General features: G+C 70.8%; 17 protein-coding genes. 12 read left to right on the top strand and 5 right to left on the bottom strand.

The features are described 5' to 3' along the window. Positions 1-213 precede the first annotated feature (213 nt). The gene (locus C6Y14_RS27660) at positions 214-1,299 is read right to left on the bottom strand and encodes a GlxA family transcriptional regulator (RefSeq protein WP_225891312.1); all 1,086 of its coding nucleotides are present in this window, start codon (positions 1,297-1,299) and stop codon (positions 214-216) included. Positions 1,300-1,369: 70 nt separating this feature from the next. Here C6Y14_RS27660 and C6Y14_RS27655 point away from each other — a divergent pair, with 70 nt between their 5' ends. Both C6Y14_RS27655 and C6Y14_RS27650 read left to right on the top strand, forming a co-directional pair. Beyond that, a complete protein-coding gene (locus C6Y14_RS27655; RefSeq protein ID WP_107019529.1) occupies positions 1,370-2,320 on the top strand; it encodes an NADP-dependent oxidoreductase in 951 nt (316 codons plus the stop codon). Positions 2,321-2,689: 369 nt separating this feature from the next. Then, positions 2,690-3,070, top strand: coding sequence for an STAS domain-containing protein (locus C6Y14_RS27650; RefSeq protein ID WP_225891311.1), 381 nt, complete (start codon positions 2,690-2,692; stop codon positions 3,068-3,070). A gap of 63 nt (positions 3,071-3,133) precedes the next feature. Here the strand turns inward: C6Y14_RS27650 and tuf are convergent, their stop codons facing one another. Beyond that, positions 3,134-4,327: an elongation factor Tu gene (gene tuf, locus C6Y14_RS27645; protein ID WP_107019527.1), complete on the bottom strand. Its 1,194-nt coding sequence runs from the start codon at positions 4,325-4,327 to the stop codon at positions 3,134-3,136. Between the two features lie 263 nt (positions 4,328-4,590). On the opposite strand from tuf, the gene otr(A) reads away from it, so the two are divergent. From otr(A) to C6Y14_RS27625, 4 genes are all read left to right on the top strand, one after another. Beyond that, positions 4,591-6,594, top strand: a complete 2,004-nt coding sequence (otr(A), locus tag C6Y14_RS27640; protein ID WP_107019526.1) for a tetracycline resistance ribosomal protection protein Otr(A) — start codon at positions 4,591-4,593, stop codon at positions 6,592-6,594. Between the two features lie 97 nt (positions 6,595-6,691). After that, complete coding sequence (locus C6Y14_RS27635) at positions 6,692-7,342, top strand: DUF4230 domain-containing protein (RefSeq protein ID WP_107019525.1); 651 nt, start codon at positions 6,692-6,694, stop codon at positions 7,340-7,342. 205 nt (positions 7,343-7,547) lie between these two features. Next, complete coding sequence (locus C6Y14_RS27630; RefSeq protein ID WP_107019524.1) at positions 7,548-8,222, top strand: VanZ family protein; 675 nt, start codon at positions 7,548-7,550, stop codon at positions 8,220-8,222. Between the two features lie 200 nt (positions 8,223-8,422). After that, positions 8,423-9,694 carry a glycoside hydrolase family 16 protein gene (locus tag C6Y14_RS27625; protein WP_107019523.1) on the top strand — a complete coding sequence of 424 codons (1,272 nt, stop codon included), beginning with the start codon at positions 8,423-8,425 and terminating at the stop codon, positions 9,692-9,694. Between the two features lie 318 nt (positions 9,695-10,012). Here the strand turns inward: C6Y14_RS27625 and C6Y14_RS27620 are convergent, their stop codons facing one another. Further along, positions 10,013-10,249, bottom strand: a complete 237-nt coding sequence (locus C6Y14_RS27620; RefSeq protein ID WP_107019522.1) for a hypothetical protein — start codon at positions 10,247-10,249, stop codon at positions 10,013-10,015. Between the two features lie 189 nt (positions 10,250-10,438). Here C6Y14_RS27620 and C6Y14_RS27615 point away from each other — a divergent pair, with 189 nt between their 5' ends. The 3 genes from C6Y14_RS27615 to C6Y14_RS27605 all read left to right on the top strand — a co-directional run bounded on the left by C6Y14_RS27615 (position 10,439) and on the right by C6Y14_RS27605 (position 13,522). Next, entirely contained in the window at positions 10,439-11,476 is a 1,038-nt protein-coding gene (locus C6Y14_RS27615; protein WP_107019521.1) for a PHP domain-containing protein, read from the top strand. Positions 11,477-11,528: 52 nt separating this feature from the next. After that, positions 11,529-12,194 carry an HAD family hydrolase gene (locus tag C6Y14_RS27610; RefSeq protein WP_107019520.1) on the top strand — a complete coding sequence of 222 codons (666 nt, stop codon included), beginning with the start codon at positions 11,529-11,531 and terminating at the stop codon, positions 12,192-12,194. Positions 12,195-12,559: 365 nt separating this feature from the next. After that, positions 12,560-13,522, top strand: coding sequence for an SDR family NAD(P)-dependent oxidoreductase (locus C6Y14_RS27605; protein WP_107019519.1), 963 nt, complete (start codon positions 12,560-12,562; stop codon positions 13,520-13,522). A 103-nt stretch (positions 13,523-13,625) separates the two neighbouring features. Here C6Y14_RS27605 and C6Y14_RS27600 read toward each other — a convergent pair whose 3' ends face one another. Continuing rightward, positions 13,626-13,895, bottom strand: coding sequence for a hypothetical protein (locus C6Y14_RS27600; protein WP_107019518.1), 270 nt, complete (start codon positions 13,893-13,895; stop codon positions 13,626-13,628). Positions 13,896-13,999: 104 nt separating this feature from the next. Further along, entirely contained in the window at positions 14,000-15,592 is a 1,593-nt protein-coding gene (locus C6Y14_RS45240; protein ID WP_225891310.1) for an ROK family protein, read from the bottom strand. Positions 15,593-15,847: 255 nt separating this feature from the next. On the opposite strand from C6Y14_RS45240, the gene C6Y14_RS27585 reads away from it, so the two are divergent. Genes C6Y14_RS27585 through C6Y14_RS27575 form a run of 3 tightly spaced genes read left to right on the top strand, consistent with a single transcriptional unit; the run spans position 15,848 to position 19,029 of the window. Then, positions 15,848-17,164 (top strand): ABC transporter substrate-binding protein, encoded by a 1,317-nt coding sequence (locus tag C6Y14_RS27585; protein WP_107019517.1) that lies wholly within the window; start codon positions 15,848-15,850, stop codon positions 17,162-17,164. 7 nt (positions 17,165-17,171) lie between these two features. After that, positions 17,172-18,161 (top strand): carbohydrate ABC transporter permease, encoded by a 990-nt coding sequence (locus C6Y14_RS27580; RefSeq protein ID WP_107019516.1) that lies wholly within the window; start codon positions 17,172-17,174, stop codon positions 18,159-18,161. Then, positions 18,154-19,029, top strand: coding sequence for a carbohydrate ABC transporter permease (locus C6Y14_RS27575; RefSeq protein WP_107019515.1), 876 nt, complete (start codon positions 18,154-18,156; stop codon positions 19,027-19,029). The genes C6Y14_RS27580 and C6Y14_RS27575 overlap by 8 nt, the downstream gene beginning before the upstream one ends. Positions 19,030-19,041 lie beyond the last annotated feature (12 nt).

Below are 19,041 nucleotides of genomic sequence, written 5' to 3'. Positions count from 1 at the left end.
CTTTGAGCGGCGCGGGCAACCGCACAGCAGGGGTCCGGGAGCAGGCCCGCCTTTAGGGGCGCGGGGAACTGCGCACCGGGGGGCCGGGGGCGGAGCCCCCGAGGTGGTGACGGGTGGCAGGTCCGCCCTTGGGGGCGCGGGGAACTGCGCACCAGGGGTTCGGGGCGGAGCCCCTGAGGCGGTGACCCCCGGACGGGGCGGCCGGCGGGGGCGTCAAGCGCGGCGGTCCGCCTGGAACGTACGGCGGTACGCCTGCGGCGACACCCCGATCGCCGCATGCAGATGCTGCCGCAACGACGTACCCGTCGCGAACCCCACCTCCCCCGCGATCTGATCCACCGCCAGATCACTCGCTTCGAGCAACTGCCGCGCCCGTACGACCCGTTGCTGGATGAGCCAGCGTCCGGGACTCATCCCGACCTCGTCGTTGAACCGGCGCGCGAACGTACGCAGGCTCATCCGCGCATGGTCGGCAAGCTCGGCCAGTGTCAGCGGCTCGCCGAGCCGTTCCAGCGCCCAGTGCCGCGTCGCCGCGGTGCTCGTCGCCGCCGGTCCGGGTACCGGCTGCTCGATGTACTGGGCCTGGCCGCCGTCACGCCACGGCGGCACCACGCAGGACCGCGCCACCCGGTTGGCGAGTTCACTGCCGTGGTCCTTGCGCACCAGGTGCAGGCAGACGTCCACCCCGGACGCGGCGCCCGCCGAGGTGAGCAGGGAGCCCTCGTCGACGAACAGCACGTCGGCGTCGAGGTCCACCTCCGGGAACATCTGCCGGAACAGCCCGGCGAGCTGCCAGTGCGTGGTAGCCCGGCGGCCGGCGAGCATGCCGGCCGCCGCCAGCACGAAGGCGCCTGTGCAGATGGAGACGATCCGGGTGCCGGGGCGGATCGCCCTGAGCGCGTCGGCCACCGCGTCGGGCAGATCCGTGCCGAGGTCCGTCAGCGCGAAGGGCGGGATCACCACGGTGTCGGCGGTGGGCAGCACTTCGGGCCCGTGCTCGACGGTGATCGAGAAGTCCGAGTCGCTGCGGACCGGCCGCCCGTCCACGGTGCAGGTCAGTACCTCGTAGCGGCCCTCGGCGGAGCCGAACACCCGGTTCGGGATGCCGAGTTCGAAGGGGTACACCCCGTCGAGGGCGAGTACGACCACTCGCTCGACATGTCCCTCGTACCGCTGAGGGTCGGGGCGTCCGGAGTCCCCCGTCCGCTCCCCCGTCCGCTCCGCGTGCACGAGGCGCCCCCCGCAGTACGTCTGCGCCTGCGTCTGCGTCTTCTGCATCTGTGTCTCCGAACGCCGCATGGCACGATCCTATCGAACAATGGCAATCATGCCATTTCCTCGGTCTCCGAAGCCGGGCAGGCTGAGACGCATGAGCACTGCGAACACGATGCGCGCGATCAGTCAGGACGTCCTCGGCGGTACCGAGGTCCTCAAGGAGGTGGAACTGGAGATCCCGAAGCCGGGACCGAGCGAGGTGCTGGTCAGGGTGCATGCGGCGGGCCTGAACCCGACCGACTGGAAGCACCGGGCCAACGGCGGATTCCTCAAGAAGCCGCCGTTCGTTCTCGGCTGGGACGTCTCCGGGGTCGTCGAGGCCGTCGGTCTCGGCGTCGCCGTCCACAAGCCCGGCGACGAGGTCTTCGGCATGCTGCCTTACCCGTACGGCGTAGGGGCGCACGCCGAATACGTCGTCGCTCCCGCGCGGGCCCTTGCCCGTAAGCCGGCCGAGGTCGACCACATCCAGGCGGGAGCCGTCCCGCTCGCCGCGCTGACCGCCTGGCAGGCGCTGGTCGACACGGCGGACGTGCGGCCCGGACAGCGGGTGCTGATCCACGCCGCGGCCGGCGGGGTGGGACACCTGGCCGTCCAGATCGCCAAGGAGCGGGGAGCGTATGTGATCGGTACGGCCAGCGCGGGGAAGCACGAGTTCCTGCGCGGGCTGGGCGCCGACGAGCTGGTCGACTACCGGGAGACCGATTTCGCCGAGGCCGTGCGGGACGTCGACGTCGTCCTGGACACGGTCGGGGGCGACTACCGCTCGCGTTCGCTGCGGACGCTGCGTCCGGGTGGTTTGCTCGTGTCGATCCTGGTATCCGGAACCCCTGAGCTCGCCGAGGAGGCGGAAGGACTCGGCGTGCGGGCCGCGGAGATGCTCGTGGAGGCCGACCAGGCCGGGATGAGTGCCATCGCCGGGCTCGTGGCCGCGGGGACGCTGCGCGCCACGGTCGCGGAGGTGTTCCCGTTGGCGGAGGCGGCGAAGGCGCACGCGCTGGGCGATACCGGGCGGACGGTGGGCAAGCTCGTCCTTCAGGTGCGGTAGTTCTTCCGGTAGCTCTTGCGGCGGGCCCCGCGACATCACCGATGATGTCGCGGGGCCTTCCTGGCGTCCCGGGGCTCCGGTGTGCCGGCAGCGATGTGACCTGCGGGCCGGCGGGACCGGCCGCGCGGTTCCCCGCGTCTGCAGGGCGCGGTCCGCGCACGCGGGGGCGCGCTGCGGGGCGCACTGAAGGTGTGGCGCCTTCCCTAAATGACAGACATATGTCAATCGAACATGCTGAAATTCCCTCTAACGAGGGTAACTTGCAGGGTGAGGGACGGTGGAGCGGTCTCAAGCTGCGCCACGTCGGCTCTATGCTCACGGAACGACGTCACCCTGGTCCCCGGTGACCCTGTTGGAGGTGATGTCGTCGTGCGCAACAAACCTGGGCCGCACTCCCCGCACCTGCGCGTGCACCAAGAGCGCGGACACACCGTGCTCGAATTCCACGGCGAGATCGACATCCTCGCCGCGCTGGACATCATTCCGGTGCTGGACGCGGCGACGGGACTCCCGGGCGCCCGGGTCGTCCTCGACCTGCGGCACATCGAGTTCTTCGACTGCTCGGGCCTGCGTCTGCTGTACCGGGCCCGCCGCCGGGTCCTCGCCCAGAGCGGCACAGTGCATCTGGTCTGCACCCATCCGCTGACCCTGCGCATCCTGCGCGTGACCGAGCTGACGAAGGTCATGCCGCCGCTGTCGAGCATGGACGAGGCCCTGGGGCGCCCGGAGGCCGCCTCGGAGTACTCGTAGGGTCCGGAGTGCTCATGACGACCTGAGTACTCCGACAGCGGTACTCAAGGAGCCCCGGCCCGGCTATTTCAGGATCTTGGTGACCTGGCCCGCGCCGACCGTCCGCCCGCCCTCCCTGATCGCGAACTTCAGCCCTTCCTCCATCGCGATCGGCTGGATCAGCTCGACGTGCATGGTCGTGTTGTCGCCCGGCATGACCATCTCGGTGCCCTTGGGCAGGGTGACGACTCCCGTGACGTCCGTCGTACGGAAGTAGAACTGCGGCCGGTAGTTGTGGAAGAAGGGCGTGTGCCGGCCGCCCTCGTCCTTCGACAGGATGTACGCGGTCGCCTCGAACTCGGCATGCGGTGCCACCGAACCCGGCCTGATGACGACCTGCCCGCGCTCGACGTCCTCCCGCTTCACGCCCCGCAGGAGCAGCCCGACGTTCTCCCCGGCCCGGCCCTCGTCGAGCAGCTTGCGGAACATCTCGACGCCCGTGACCGTCGTCTTCGTCCTCTCCGCGTGGATGCCGATGATCTCGACCTCCTGGTTGATCTTCAGCACGCCGCGTTCGATGCGACCGGTGACGACCGTGCCGCGGCCCGTGATGGTGAAGACGTCCTCGATCGGCATCAGGAAGGGCCGGTCCACGTCGCGCACCGGCTCGGGCACGAACTCGTCCACGGCGGCGAGGAGTTCGAGCACGGAAGCGGTCCACTGCTCGTCGCCCTCCAGGGCCTTGAGCGCGGAGACCCGCACGACCGGGACGTCGTCGCCCGGGAACTCGTACTCGGTGAGCAGGTCGCGCACCTCAAGCTCGACCAGTTCGAGGATCTCCTCGTCGTCGACCATGTCCGTCTTGTTCAGGGCGACGACGATGTACGGGACGCCGACCTGCCGCGCCAGCAGGACGTGCTCCTTGGTCTGCGGCATCGGCCCGTCGGTCGCGGCGACCACGAGGATCGCGCCGTCCATCTGCGCCGCTCCCGTGATCATGTTCTTGATGTAGTCGGCGTGCCCCGGGCAGTCGACGTGCGCGTAGTGCCGCCGCTCCGTCTGGTACTCGACATGCGCGATGGAGATCGTGATGCCGCGCTGCCGCTCCTCGGGCGCCTTGTCGATCTGCTCGAACGGCGTGTACGGGTTGAGGTCGGGGAACCTGTCGTGCAAGACCTTCGTCACGGCCGCCGTGAGGGTCGTCTTGCCGTGGTCGATGTGACCGATGGTGCCGATGTTGACGTGCGGCTTGGTCCGCTCGAACTTCGCCTTGACCACTGCGAGCCCTCCTGATCGCCCGGTGACACGGGCGTGCGCCGCCCGGTCCGCTCCGCTCGGTCCGCTCTCCTCGCCTGTTCGGTACTTACTCGGTACCGCCGTTCGGGCGCCCTGTCCACGGGCGGGAAATTCGGTTGCGGCCGACCCACGGGAACGGGCCATCATGCCTGTGGACCACTCCCCGACCTCAGGAGCTCGCATGCGCCGATTCCTCGGAACCCCTCGCCCCCACCGGACGATCGTTCTTGAGGACCCGACCACGCATGAACTCCTGGAACACCGCGCACTTCTCGCGCACCCGCACCCGCACCCGCACCCTGAACGTCGGCATCCTGGCGCACGTCGACGCCGGTAAGACCAGCCTCACCGAACGGCTGCTCTTCGACGCCGGCGTCATCGACCGGCTCGGCAGCGTCGACGCCGGCGACACCCGCACGGATGACGGCGCGATCGAACGAGAGCGCGGCATCACCATCCGCTCGGCCGTCGCCGCCTTCACCACGAAGGACGTGGCAGGTGACAAAGCCGGAGCCAAGGCCGCGGACGAGACCGGGGCCACGGCCGGGGCCACGCCCGGTGACGTGCAGATCAACCTGATCGACACCCCGGGGCACTCCGACTTCGTCGCGGAGGTCGAGCGCGCCCTGGAAGTCCTCGACGGGGCGGTCCTGCTGCTGTCCGCCGTGGAGGGCGTGCAGGCCCAGACGCGGGTGCTGATGAAGACCCTGCGGCGGCTCCGGCTGCCCACGCTCGTCTTCGTGAACAAGATCGACCGTGCGGGCGCCCGGGAGGAGGGCCTGCTGGACGACATCCGGCGCCGGCTGACCCCGTACATCGTCCCGCTCACGGGTGTACGTGACATCGGCACCGCGCGCGCCCGGGTCGTACCGCGCGCGGTGGACGAGGCGCGGACGACGGAGACGCTCGCCGACGCCGATCCGGGCATCCTGGCGGCGGTCGTGGACGGTCCGCAGCCGACTCAGGACGAGTTGCTGGCCGCGCTCGCCGCGCGGACGGCCGACGGCTCCCTGCACCCCGTCCTCTTCGGCTCGGCGCTCGGTGGCCAGGGCGTCGCCGAACTCGTCGAGGCCGTCACCCGGTTCATCCCGGCATCCGGTCCCGTGGGCGCGGCGGGCCTCGTAGAGGCGTCCGGCACGGTGGAGCCACGCGGCACGGTCTTCGCCGTACGCCCCCGGCCCGACGGCGAGCGGACCGCCTATCTCCGTCTGTACGAGGGTGAGGTGACGCAGCGTCAGCGGCTGGTCTTTCGGCGGCGCGAGGCTGACGGCAGGGAGAGGCAGGTGCCCGGCCGGGCTCTCGGGCTCGACGTGGTGGGCCGGCCGGGGCCGCTCACCACGGGCAACATCGCCGCGGTGACCGGCCTGCACGGCATCCGGGTCAGCGACCGCCTCGGCCCGGGTCCGGACCACGCCCCGCAGTTCGCCGCCCCCACCCTGGAGACCCTGGTACACGCCCGGGAGCCCGAGCAAGCGGCACCGCTGCGCGCCGCCCTGCTGGCCCTGGCCGACCAGGACCCGCTGCTGCACGCGCGCCCCGGACCGTCCGGCGGCACCGCGCTGCTCCTGTACGGGGAGGTGCAGAAGGAGGTTCTCGCCGCGACCCTCGCCCAGGACTTCGGTATCGAGGCCGGGTTCGAGCCGAGCCGGATCCGGTACCTGGAGCGGCCGGTGGGCACCGGGGAGGCGTACGAGGAGGTCAGGCGGCGCGGCCACACCGGGTTCTGGGCGACGGTCGGTCTGCGCGTCGAGCCAGGCCCGAACGGCAGCGGCACGGTCTTCGCGTACGAGACCGAACTCGGCGCGCTGCCCCGCGCGTTCCATCAGGCGATCGAGGACACCGTGCACGCCACCCTGCTGGACGGCGGTTCGCACGGCCGGCCGGTGACGGACTGCCGCGTCACGCTCGTCCGCTCCGGTTACGTCGCGCCGCTCAGCACGGCGGGTGACTTCCGCGGGCTCACGCCGGTGGTGTTGCGCCGCGCTCTGGAGCACGCCGGGACACGGGGGTACGAGCCGTACCACTCCTTCGAGGCCGACCTGCCCCTCGACGCGCTCGCCCCCGTCACGGCCCTGCTCGCCGCCTGTGGGACGGAGTTCGGGGAGACGACGGGCGGCAGCACCTCGTGGCTGGTCACGGGCCGGCTGCCCGCCCGGCACGTGCGTGACATCGAGCTGCGGCTGCCCGCTCTCACCCACGGCGAGGGCGTCTGGTGGTCACGGCCCTCGGGGGACCGTCCGGTGCGCTGACCGGCACGGGGCCCGAGCCGTGCGCAGGCGCACGCCAACGTGCCTGTCTGGCGCGGCATTTGGCGGGCACAAGGAAGGAGGAAGGAGGACGGTCCACATGACGACGTCTCTTAAGCGCGTGCCCGGATGGGCGAAGGTCGTGAGTGCCGTCGTGCTGGTTCTGGCGGTGCTCTTCGCCGGTCTTCGGTGGAGCCTGCTGCCCGGACTGGGCGACGTGTTCGGCGAGGAGACCCACGACCGGACGGGGCCCACGCTCCTCAAGTCCATCCAGGACATCAGCCGTTACGACGCCGCCTCGGGCAACTTCCAGGTGGTGGTGGATCTGGAGAAGGACACCAAGTATCTGCCGGACGCGGTCCGGGGCACCCGCACCCTGTACGTGGGGGCGGGCACCGTCGACTCCTATGTCGACCTCGGAAAGATCCGCGACAAGGATGTGCAGGTCAACGAGGACCGCACATCGGCCACGCTCAGGCTCCCCCATGCGGCCCTGGGCAAGCCGGCACTGGACCCCGACCACTCGTACGCCGTCTCCAAGCAGCGCGGTCTCCTCGACCGGCTCGGCGACGTCTTCTCGGACAACCCGAACGACGAGCGGGCCGTGCAGCGGCTCGCCGCCCGGCACATCGGTGACGCCGCGAAGGACAGCGAGCTGACCGCCCGTGCCGAGGAGAACACCACCAGCATGCTCAAGGGTCTGCTGGGCTCGCTCGGGTTCAAGGAGGTGCGTGTGACCTACGGGACCTGAGCCCTCGATCAGGTGCCGGCCGCCCGGTCGGCGCCCCGCTCACCACCGCGCACACGACCGCGCCCGCGAGCCGCTCCATGGGCAGCTCGCGGGCGCATTCGCGTCCCGGCCGGGTTGCTTCCAACCGGCCGATTACGGCGGCATCTTCGACCGATCAAAGGGTATGCGGGTTCCACCACACCGCAGTCTCAAACTGGAGGGTTGCATGGCCCGCGAAGCGCTACGCCCCCGTACCGCATTCGGTTTCCGCTCCGCGTCACGCTCGGGCCCCGCGAAGACGGACTCCCGCGCCGCGAAGCCGCGTTTCCGCCTCGGCGGGAAGAGCGAGCGGCCGTCCTCGAAAGCGCCCCGCAAACCGTCGTCCAAGCCACCGCGTTCGCCGTCCTCGAAGGCGGTCCGCGAACGGCGCCGGCCTCCCCTGGTCGTGCGCATCCTCGTCGTCCTCCTGGCCTTCGCCGCGATGGTGGCCTTCGCCGCCGTGCTGGCCAAGCTCACGCTGCAGCCGTCGCCGGCCTCCGAGGCACTGACGCACAACAACATCCACCCGGGACGCTCCCTGCGCGCCTATCTCGACCAGCCCGAGCTGCGGGACGCGGTCAAGCAGATCGGCGGCAACATCGTCCTCGGCATCCCCTTCGGTGTGCTGCTGCCGCTGCTGGTGCCCAAGGCGCGCGGCATCCTGCGGGTGACCCTGCTGACCGCCCTGGTCATGCTGCTGGTCGAGGTGGTGCAGGGGACTTTCATCACCGGCCGCGCCTTCGACATCGACGACGTCATCCTCAACACCTCCGGCGCCCTGATCGGGTATCTGCTCCTCGGCCGGCGGATGAGCCGCGCCGTGCATCCGCGACGGCGCGAGCGCAAGGCCGCCGCTGCCTGAGGCCGCCAAGGCGCCTGATCCGTAGCGGAGTTGAGGCCGTACGGGTCTGAGGCGGGGAGTTCTGCGGGGTGTGAACAGCTGGTCTGTACCAGCATCTTGACGCACCCCTTACTTCACTTCTTAAATCAAGAGTCGAAGCGCTTACCCCCCACCTCAGTCGGCTCCTCCCCACGGGGATCGCCGTACGGAAGGGAGAAGTCGTGGACTCCCCACGCCGACTCCGCAGATACCTCCTCGCCGCCCTGTCCACCGCACTGCTCGCATCCGTCGCGGTCGGACCCGCGCAAGCGGATCCGGCACGGGCGGCACACGTCCAGGCGGACCCTGCTCCGAGCGCCGCCGCGGCGGTGACGTTCCAGGACACCTTCGACGGCGCCGCCGGTTCCGCCCCCAACTCCTCGAAGTGGCAGATCGAGACCGGCGACAACGTCAACAACCACGAGCGGCAGTACTACACAGCCGGCAACAACAACGCGAAGCTCGACGGCCAGGGCCACCTGGTCATCGAGGCCCGCCGCGAGAACCCGAACAACTACCAGTGCTGGTACGGGCGTTGCGAGTACACCTCGGCCCGCCTCAACACCTCCGGCAAGTTCACCACCACCTACGGGCGGGTCGAGGCCCGGCTGAAGGTGCCGCGCGGGCAGGGCATGTGGCCCGCGTTCTGGATGCTGGGCAACGACATCGGACAGGTCGGCTGGCCCAACTCGGGCGAGATCGACATCATGGAGAACGTCGGCTTCGAACCCGGCACCGTGCACGGCACCCTGCACGGCCCCGGCTACTCCGGCTCCGGCGGCATAGGCGCCGGCTACTCACTGCCCGGCGGCCAGGCCTTCGCCGACGCCTTCCACACCTTCGCGGTCGACTGGTCGCCCGAACGGGTCGTCTGGTCCGTGGACGGCACCGTCTACCAGACCCGCACCCCGGCCGACCTGGGCGGCAGGCAGTGGGTGTTCAACAAGCCGTTCTTCCTGATCCTCAACCTCGCGGTGGGCGGCTACTGGCCGGGCGACCCGAACGGTTCGACCCCCTTCCCCTCGCAGCTCGTCGTGGACGAGGTGAAGGTGACGACGGGTGCCGGCTCCGGCGGCGGCTCGGCCATCAGGGGCCTGGCGGGCAAGTGCGTCGACGTGGCGGGGGCGAACGCCGCCAACGGCACGCCCGTCCAGCTCTACGACTGCAACGGCACCGCGGCCCAGCAGTGGAACGTGGGCTCGGACGGCACCATCCGGGCGCTGGGCAAGTGCCTGGACGCCGCCGGCGGCGGCACGGCCGACGGCACACCCGTCCAGCTCTGGGACTGCGCGGGCGTACCCGCCCAGCAGTGGGTCGTCAGCGGGGCGAACGACATCGTGAACCCTCAGGCAAACAAGTGCCTGGACGTGACGGGCAACAACTCGGCCAACAGCACCCGGCTGCAGCTGTGGACCTGCACGGGCGCGGCCAACCAGAAGTGGACGGTCGGCTGAGAGGCGGACCTCCACGGACGTCCAGCAGCGGCAGAGCCAGGCCCGGGGATCGCCCGGCCTGGCTCTGCTCGTACGTACGACGCCCGCGCGTGGCCCGTGTGTCACGTGCACGTCCGCCGTTGCCGGACGTGCCACTCCCCTCCTCGGGTCACGCGCGCTGCAAGATCAAAGTGCCCTCGCCGGACGGGCCCCATGCACGGCCGTGTGCGCTTCCGCGGTCCGCCGATGCGCGGGGCCGCGCCACCCGCGACGGCTCACCACGGCGCGAGAGCCACCGCGCGGCGCGCCCCCTGCCAGGCACCGCCGGCCGGTGCACGGCTACCGCGGATGCCAGGTGAGCTTGTCCCCGCCGACCCAGCGGACCACGGCCGGGTCGTCTGCGTCGTGCACCGGAATGCCGTACGCCGCGGCGGCCATCAGGACGTCCGTGAAGCTCTTGGCCTCACCGATGACGGCGCCGTCGATCTCCACGATGCGGAAGGGCGGATCCCCGGGCTGCACGCCCAGGACCGTGATCCGCGGGTACGAGATGTGAGGGCTGGCGATTTCAGTCATGATCCCACCGGTTCCACACGCGTGCCGCCGATAAGCCTGCCCGGGCGGCGGTGTCGGTCGTCGTGACGCTCGGCGGCGCCGGCGCGGCAGGGGCCGTACCTGTCGCTGCGAGGTTCGCATTTCATGGTGGCACAGGGCAGGCCGGTCGGCTGCCGTGCGGACCCGGGCCGGCTGGGCCACCCTTGAGCCATGGACCCGGCCGAGGCGCTGGACCGTATCGCGTTCCTGCTGGAGCGGTCCCAGGCCCCCACCTATCGCGTACGGGCGTTCCGCACGGCGGCGGGCGTCGTCACGGAGCTGTCCGCCGGCGAGGTGGCCCGGCGGGTGGCCGACGGGTCGCTGGAGTCGCTGAAGGGCATCGGGCCGAAGACCGCGCAGGTGGTACGCGAGGCGCTGGCCGGACAGCCGCCCGGCTATCTGGAGAAACTGGAGCAGGAGGCCGCGGAGCCCCTCGTCGAGGGCGGCCAGAAGCTGGCGGCCCTGCTGCGCGGCGACTGCCATCTGCACTCCGACTGGTCGGACGGCGGCAGCCCCGTCGAGGAGATGGGCCGAGCCGCGGCGCGGCTCGGGCACGAGTGGGCGGTCCTCACCGATCACTCGCCGCGCCTGACGGTGGCGAGCGGTCTGTCCCCCGAGCGGCTGCGGGAGCAGCTGGACGTGGTGGCGGAACTGAACGAGCGCTGGGCCCCCTTCCGGCTGCTCACCGGAATCGAGTGCGACATCTTCGACGACGGATCACTGGACCAGGAGCCGGAGCTGCTCGAACGGCTCGACGTCGTCGTGGTGTCGGTCCACTCCAAGCTGCGGATGGACGCGCCCGCGATGACCCGCCGGATGGTCGCCGCCGTACAGAATCCGCACTCGGACGTGCTGGGGCACTGCACGGGTCGGCTGGTCACCGGGCGGGGGCGGCCGGAGTCGGAGTTCGACGCGGACGCCGTGTTCGCCGCCTGCGCCGAGACGGGCACGGCGGTCGAGATCAACAGCCGTCCCGAGCGGCTCGATCCACCGCGGCGGCTGCTGCGCCGGGCCGTCGCGGCGGGCGTGCTGTTCTCCGTGGACACCGACGCGCACGCGCCGGGACAGCTCGGATGGCAGGTGTACGGGTGCGCGCGGGCCGAGGAGTGCGAGGTGCCCCCCGAGCGCGTGGTCACCACCTGGTCGGCGGAGGAACTGCTGGCCTGGACGCGGGATCGGGTGACTCCCGCGGGCGTACGGGCCCTGTGACGCGGTACTGGGATACCTGGAACAACGCGACACCGCGGCGAAGGGACCAGGTATGGAGCGGGCGGCCGTATTCGATGTGGACGGCACTCTTGTCGACACCAACCATCTGCATGTGACGGCCTGGTGGGAGGCGTTCCGGCAGGCCGGGCACGATGTGTCGATGCACGACGTCCACCGGGCGGTGGGCCTCGGTTCCGACGACCTGATCGCGCATCTGCTGGGCGACGGGCGCGACACCGGGCAGGACGACGCGATCAGCGCCGCCCACAAGACCGTCTACGGCACGTACTTCGAGCGGCTGCGCCCGTTCCCCGGCGCCGGTGACCTGCTGCGGCGCCTCGACAGCGAGGGCTGGACGGTCGTGCTCGCCACCTCCGCCGGCGGGTCGGAGCTGGCGGCGCTCCGGCGGGCCATCGACGCCGACGACGTCATCAGAGCGACGGCCAGCTCCGACGACGTGGACTCGGGCAAACCCGCGCCCGACCCCGTGGAGCACGCGCTGGAACTCGCCGGGGCCTCGGCCGAGCACTCGTTCTTCGTGGGTGACACGGTCTGGGACATGCGCGCGGGCGCCGGAGCGGGGGTCCTGTGCGTGGGAGTGCTGTGCGGCGGCATCCCGCGCGCCGATCTGGAGAAGGCCGGGGCGAGCTCCGTCTACCGGGACCCGGCCCACCTTCTGGCGTCGCTGTCCAAGAGCCCGATGACGGCGGGAGGCTGAGCTGCCGATGACGGCGGGAGGCTGAGCAGCGGACGCTGCCCTGGCCGGCCGAGCAGCTCGGCCGGCTCGGTCGGCTCGTGACGCAGATCACGATAGGACCCGCTCCGACCTGGGAACACCCGTCGGTAGTTTCCCGTTAAATCAGCTGTGGGTGCGGATGGGACAGTGTCCCCGGGCCTCACCTTCCGCCCACAGGGAAGATCGTTCGGCTGAAGCCCTGTGGAGCACACCGCCGAGAGGCGACCGCCATCCGTGGCCACCCACAGACGGCCCCGACCGCGATTCCCCCGTCCGGTCGGGGCCTTTCCCGTTCCCTGGGGGCGTCGCTTGACTTCGAGAGCGCTCCAATCCGTAGCGTCGCCCGTATGACCACTGCACAGCACAAGATCGGTTCGGGCTTCGACCGGCACAGCACCGCGGACGACGTCCTCGCCGGCATCGACCTCTCGGGCAGGCTGGCGATCGTCACCGGCGGCTACTCGGGGCTCGGCCTGGAGACGACCCGCGCGCTCAGCAAGGCGGGTGCCACGGTCGTCGTTCCCGCGCGGCGCCGGGCGGTCGCCGAGGAGGCGGTCGCCGGGATCGACGGCGTCGAGGTGGACGAGCTGGACCTCGGCGACCTGGAGAGCGTGCGCGCGTTCGCCGACCGGTTCCTCGCCTCGGGCCGCACCGTCGACCTCGTCATCGACAACGCCGGGATCATGGCCTGCCCCGAGACCCGCGTCGGCCCCGGCTGGGAGGCGCAGTTCGCGACGAACCACCTGGGCCACTTCGCGCTGGTCAACCGGCTCTGGCCGGCGATCGCCCCGGGCGGCGCCCGGATCGTCTCCGTCTCCTCGACGGGCCACCACACCTCGGACATCCGCTGGGACGACCCGCACTGGAACCGCGGCGACTACGACAAGTGGGAGGCGTACGGCCAGGCGAAGACGGCCAACGTCCTGTTCGCCGTGCAGCTCGACGCCCTGGGCAAGGACTCCGGCGTACGGGCCTTCGCCCTGCACCCGGGCGGCATCCTCACGCCGCTCCAGCGCCACCTCCCCCGGCAGGAGATGGTCGAGCGCGGCTGGATCGACGAGAACGGTGTCCCGCTGAACCCGGAGGGCTTCAAGTCCCCCGAGCAGGGCGCGGCCACCCAGGTGTGGGCGGCGACCTCCCCGCAATTGGCCGGCATGGGCGGCGTGTACTGCGAGGACTGCGACATCGCCGAGCTCGCCCCGGCCGACGGTACGCGGACCGGCGTACGCGAGTACGCGATCGACCCGGCGTCCGCGGCCCGTCTGTGGGCCCTCTCGGCCGAGCTCACGGGCATCGACGCGTTCGCCTGAGACAGCGGCGGCAGCAGCGGCACCGGCTCAACGAGGCGCCCTGAGGCGCCTTGCGGGCTCAGGCACGCGGGGCAGGCGCTCAGGTGCTCAGGTGCTCAGGTGCTCAGGCGGGAGATTCCTCCGGCTCGGGGTCCTCGGGGTGGACCGTGCTCGTGCCCGGGTCGCCCTGCCTGCCGGTGCCCGCCTCGTCGGTGTCGGGGACGTCGGTCTCGGGCTCCGCCCGTACGCCGCCGTCCCCGTCCTCGTCCGGCCCCGACTCGGGCGGTGTGACGACATCCCAGGGGTCCTCGCCCTCCTGCACCTGCTGGTCCGGCAGGTCCCGGGGTACGGGGCCATCGTTCTCCTCGGGCGTCCTGGTCCCGTATTCGCTCACGGTGCGCTCCCCTCCTCGTCGGGCCGCACGGGGCGGAAGTCCCTTGTCGGCCAGGGTGCGGGTACCTGCCGGGAGCACCCGGCAAACCATGGGAGCCCCGCGTGTCAGTGCGGGGCGCGCTCCTCCAGGGCCGCGCGCCAGGCCGGTGGCGGGGTGTCCCCCGAACCCGGTCCGGGGCCCGGGCGCCGACCGCCGCGGGCGAAGAAGTCGGCCAGCGGAAGGATCGCCGCGCCGACCGTGACCGCGTCGGGTCCGAGGGCGCCCAGCTCGATGGTGACCCGTTCGGCCGGGTGGCGCAGCGCGTACGACACGGCGTGGGCGCGGACGGCGGGCAGGAAGCGGGAGCCCAGCTGGAGTCCGGCCCAGCCGCCGATGAGGATGCGTTCGGGCTGGAAGAGGTTGATCAGGTCGGAGAGGCCCGCGCCCAGGTACTCGGCCGTCTCCTCCAGCACGGCGAGCGCCACCGGGTCGGCACCGGCGACCCCCACGCCACCGGCGACGCCCACGGCACCCGCGGCAGCGCTCGCGGCACCCTCACCGGTGCTCGCCCCGCTGCCGGCCGCCGCACCGTCCGCGTCTCCACCACCGGGCGTCCCACCAGGCACACCCCCGCCGCGAGTTGCCCCAATGCCGGCCACCCCACCGACCGCCGAACCACCCGCGGGTGCGGACGCAGACGTGGACCCGGACGCGGACCCGGACACACCGAGGCCCGCGGCCGCCCCGCCGCGCGTCCCGCCCCCCGCCGCCGAACCACCCGCGGATGCGGATACGGATACGGACGTGGGCGCGGATGCGGATGCGGATGCGGATACGGGCGCGGCCACGCCGAGGCCCGTAGCCGCACCGCCACCTGCCCCGCTCTCGACCGGATAGGCCGCCGCCAGCATGGCCGTGAGGGCCGTCTCCTCGTCGACGCCCTTGGGGGGCCGTCCCCCGGCCTCCTCCCAGCGTTGCAGCAGGGCCTCGGCCCCGGCGTACGCCTCCAGACAGCCGAGCGCGCCGCAGCGGCAGCGGCGCCCCCTGACTCGTACGGTCAGGTGGCCCCATTCCACGGCCCGGCCCAGTTCCACGTCGTCCGAGACCAGGCTGGCGCCGACGCCGGAGCCGAAGAGCACCACGACCGCGTTGCGCGCGCCGCGTCCCGCGCCGAACCACATCTCGGCCTGGCCGAGGGTCTTGGCGCCGTTGTCGGTGAAGTACGGGACGGAGTCCGGCAGGCCGCAGGCGGTGCGGAGCAGGGACTCCAGCGGGACGGCGGGCCAGCCGATGGTCTGGCCGTGCACGACGGCGCCGTCCGCCGCGGTGCGTTCCACGATGCCGGGTACGCCGATGCCCACGCCCAGGAGCCGCTCGGGGGCGATGCCCGCGGTGGCCAGGACCTCGGCGACGCCGTCGCGGATGTGGCCGACGATGACGTCGACGTCGTACCCCTGGTGCTCCAACGGGCGTTCGGTGCGGGCGAGTTCGGTCAGTGACAGGTCGAAGAGCTCGACGCGGACGCGGGTCTCGCCGACGTCCACGCCGATCATGTGGCCGCTGGCGGGGGCGACCCGGAGCAGGGTGCGGGGCCGGCCGCCGTCGGAGTCGACGCTGCCCGCCTCCTCCACCAGGCCGTCGGCGACCAGCTCGGCGACGACGTTGCTGATGGAGCCGGAACTGAGCCCGGTGGCGGGCCCGAGTTCGAACCGGCTCATCGGTCCGTCGAAGTAGAGCCTCCTCAGCACGGCCGTGCGATTGCCTCGTCGCAGGTCACGTACCGTTCGCCCGTTCCGCCCCGCCATGTGTTCCCTTCCCGCCGTACCCCCGACCTGCAAGATACCGCTGCGCGATCCCTTGACGCGACTTTCTTCCGGGTCTTAACTCACGTCCTAAATTAAGCCGTGAGGGTCGTTCGAGAAGTGAACGCAGGACGATCCTCCGTTTTCCCTCAGGAAGGGACGCCTGACGTCATGCGCAGAACCCGAGCCGCGGCCGCGAGCGCGGTCACTGTCTCCTTGCTGGCCGCCGTGACCGCGTGCGGCGGTGGCTCGTCGACGGACGGCGGGTCCAACGACTCGCCTAAGACGCTCACCTACTGGGCCTCCAACCAGGGCCCCAGCATCGAGGCCGACAAGAAGACCCTCACTCCCGAGCTGAAGAAGTTCGAGAAGCAGACCGGCATCAAGGTGAAGCTGGAGGTCATCCCCTGGTCGGACCTCCTCAACCGCATCCTCGCCGCGACCACCTCGGGCCAGGGCCCGGACGTCCTCAACATCGGCAACACCTGGTCCGCCTCCCTCCAGGCGACCGGGGCCCTGCTGCCCTGGGACGCCAAGAACTTCGGCAAGATCGGCGGCAAGGACCGGTTCGTCGAATCGGCGCTCGGCTCGGCGGGCGAGACCGGCTCCGACCCCGCGGCGGTCCCGCTGTACTCGATGGCGTACGCGCTCTACTACAACAAGAAGATGTTCGAGGACGCGGGGATATCCGGGCCGCCCGCCACCTGGGACGATCTGGTCGCCGACGGGAAGAAGATCTCCAAGGACGACAAGTGGGCGCTGGGCGCCGAGGGCGCGAACCTCTCGGAGAACATCCACCACGTCTTCGTCTTCGCCAAGCAGCACGGCGCGGACTTCTTCGACGCCGAGGGCAAGCCCGACTTCACCTCCGACGGGGCCGTGGCGGCGGTCAAGCAGTACGTCGATCTGATGGGCAAGGACAAGGTCGTCGCGCCCGGCAACGCCGAGTACGCGCAGAACCAGTCCCTCCAGGACTTCGCCAAGGACAAGACGGCGATGGTGCTGTGGCAGACGGCTGCGGCCACGCTCAAGGCCCACGGCATGAGCGACGACGAGTGGGGCGTCGCTCCGGTGCCGGTCCAGTCCGGCACCCCGGGCGCCGACACGGCCGTCAACTCGATGGTGGCGGGCATCAACATGGCCGTCTTCAAGAACACCGACAACATCGACGGCGCCCTGAAGTTCGTGAACTTCATGACGAGCGTGGACGAGCAGACGATCCTCAACAAGACCTACGGGTCCATCCCGCCGGTCAAGGCGGCCCAGCAGGACCCCGCGTTCAACACGCCCGCCCTGAAGGTCATCCGGGACACACTCGCCGAGAGCGCGGCACCGCTGCCGCAGGTGGCGAACGAGTCGCAGTTCGAGACCGCGGTCGGCACGGCCGTCAAGGAGCTCTTCGCCGAGGCGGCGGCCGGCCGGCCGGTGACCACGGCCTCCGTCAAGGAGAAGCTCGACGAGGCCCAGCAGCAGATGCCGAAGAAGTGAGCGTTCGATGACCGTGACCGCCGAGCCCGCGGTCGGGAAGGAAGCACCGCCCGGTGCGACGGCGCCTGCCCCGCGCCGCCGCACCGGGCGGGTACGCCGGATCGCCCTGCCGTATCTGCTCCTGCTGCCCGCCCTGCTGCTCGAACTCCTCGTCCATCTGGTGCCGATGGTGATCGGCATCGTCATGAGCTTCAAGGAGCTCACGCAGTTCTACATCCGCGACTGGGGCGCCGCGCCCTGGGCGGGCCTCGACAACTACAGCCTGTCGGTGGACTTCGACGCGCCCATCGGCAAGGCGCTGCTCCACTCGTTCTTCGTCACCTGCGCGTTCACCGTGCTCTCCGTCGGCCTGTGCTGGCTGCTCGGCACGACGGCCGCGGTGTACATGCAGGAGAACTTCCGTGGCCGGGGCTTCCTGCGGGCCGTGTTCCTCGTCCCGTACGCGCTTCCGGTGTACGCGGCCGTCATCACCTGGGCCTTCATGTTCCAGCGGGACAACGGCCTGGTGAACCATGTGCTGCACGACCAGCTGGGCCTCACCGACAGCCCGTCCTTCTGGCTGATCGGCGACAACAGTTTCATCGCGCTGCTCGTGGTGTCGGTGTGGAAGGGCTGGCCGTTCGCCTTCCTCATCGTGATGGCGGGCCTGCAGAACATCCCCAAGGAGCTGTACGAGGCGGCCTCGATCGACGGGGCCGGGATGCTCCAGCAGTTGCGCCGCATCACGCTGCCGTCGCTGCGGCCGGTCAACCAGGTGCTGGTCCTCGTGCTCTTCCTGTGGACGTTCAACGACTTCAACACGCCGTACGTGCTGTTCGGCAAGGCGGCACCGGAAGCGGCCGACCTGATCTCGATCCACATCTACCAGTCGTCGTTCGTGACGTGGAACTTCGGGACGGGATCCGCGATGTCCGTGCTGCTTCTGCTGTTCCTGCTGGTCGTGACGGGTGTCTATCTCGCCCTCACCTCGCGCGGACGGAAGGCGGCCGATGTCTAGAACGCACAGGACCGCGCGGCGGTCACCGATGGCCGCGCCCCGGTCCTTCGTCTGGTCGCGGCGGATCTTTCTCACGCTGCTCACCGGGTTCGTGCTGCTGCCCGTGTACGTGATGCTGTCCAGTTCGCTGAAGCCGCTGGAGGACGTGTCGGGCAAGTTCCGCTGGCTGCCCAGCGGGCTGACGATCCGCCCCTACATCGACATCTGGTCGACGGTCCCGCTGGCGAAGTACTTCGTCAACTCACTGATCGTGGCGGGTGCGGCGACGGTCCTGTCGGTGGTGATCGCGATCTTCGCCGCGTACGGCGTGAGCCGCTACCGCTTCCGCGGGAAGCGCCTGTTCACCGTGACCGTGCTGTCCACGCAGATGTTCCCCGGGATCCTGTTCCTGCTCCCGCTGTTCCTCATCTACGTGAACATCGGCAACGCCACCGGTATCGCGCTCTTCGGCTCGCGGATCGGTCTGATCCTCACCTATCTGACGTTCTCGCTGCCGTTCTCGATCTGGATGCTGATCGGGTACTTCGAGTCGGTGCCCCGCGACCTGGACGAGGCGGCGATGGTGGACGGCAACGGGCCGCTCGGCGCGCTCTTCCGGGTCGTCGTGCCCGCCGCGGTGCCGGGGATCGTCGCCGTCGCCGTGTACGCGTTCATGACGGCGTGGGGCGAGGTGCTGTTCGCGTCGGTGATGACCAACGACACCACGCGCACGCTCGCCGTCGGCCTCCAGGGCTACGCCACACAGAACGACGTGTACTGGAACCAGGTCATGGCCGCCTCACTCGTGGTGAGCGTGCCCGTGGTCGCCGGGTTCCTGCTCCTCCAGCGCTACCTGGTCGCCGGACTCACCGCCGGGGCCGTCAAGTGACCACCACCCGCT

The organism is Streptomyces dioscori (assembly GCF_003024195.1).
GTDB lineage: Bacteria > Actinomycetota > Actinomycetes > Streptomycetales > Streptomycetaceae > Streptomyces > Streptomyces dioscori.
This window is presented reverse-complemented; position numbering and strand designations above follow the sequence as displayed.

What these genes read in the sequence shown, in the direction of transcription:
- C6Y14_RS27660 (WP_225891312.1), bottom strand. Translation starts at nt 1,299, where the DNA reads ATGCGGCGTTCGGAGACACAGATGCAGAAGACGCAGACGCAGGCGCAG.
- C6Y14_RS27655 (WP_107019529.1), top strand. Translation starts at nt 1,370, where the DNA reads ATGAGCACTGCGAACACGATGCGCGCGATCAGTCAGGACGTCCTCGGC.
- C6Y14_RS27635 (WP_107019525.1), top strand. Translation starts at nt 6,692, where the DNA reads ATGACGACGTCTCTTAAGCGCGTGCCCGGATGGGCGAAGGTCGTGAGT.
- C6Y14_RS27630 (WP_107019524.1), top strand. Translation starts at nt 7,548, where the DNA reads ATGGCCCGCGAAGCGCTACGCCCCCGTACCGCATTCGGTTTCCGCTCC.
- C6Y14_RS27620 (WP_107019522.1), bottom strand. Translation starts at nt 10,249, where the DNA reads ATGACTGAAATCGCCAGCCCTCACATCTCGTACCCGCGGATCACGGTC.
- C6Y14_RS27615 (WP_107019521.1), top strand. Translation starts at nt 10,439, where the DNA reads ATGGACCCGGCCGAGGCGCTGGACCGTATCGCGTTCCTGCTGGAGCGG.
- C6Y14_RS27610 (WP_107019520.1), top strand. Translation starts at nt 11,529, where the DNA reads ATGGAGCGGGCGGCCGTATTCGATGTGGACGGCACTCTTGTCGACACC.
- C6Y14_RS27605 (WP_107019519.1), top strand. Translation starts at nt 12,560, where the DNA reads ATGACCACTGCACAGCACAAGATCGGTTCGGGCTTCGACCGGCACAGC.
- C6Y14_RS45240 (WP_225891310.1), bottom strand. Translation starts at nt 15,592, where the DNA reads ATGAGCCGGTTCGAACTCGGGCCCGCCACCGGGCTCAGTTCCGGCTCC.
- C6Y14_RS27585 (WP_107019517.1), top strand. Translation starts at nt 15,848, where the DNA reads ATGCGCAGAACCCGAGCCGCGGCCGCGAGCGCGGTCACTGTCTCCTTG.
- C6Y14_RS27580 (WP_107019516.1), top strand. Translation starts at nt 17,172, where the DNA reads ATGACCGTGACCGCCGAGCCCGCGGTCGGGAAGGAAGCACCGCCCGGT.
- C6Y14_RS27575 (WP_107019515.1), top strand. Translation starts at nt 18,154, where the DNA reads ATGTCTAGAACGCACAGGACCGCGCGGCGGTCACCGATGGCCGCGCCC.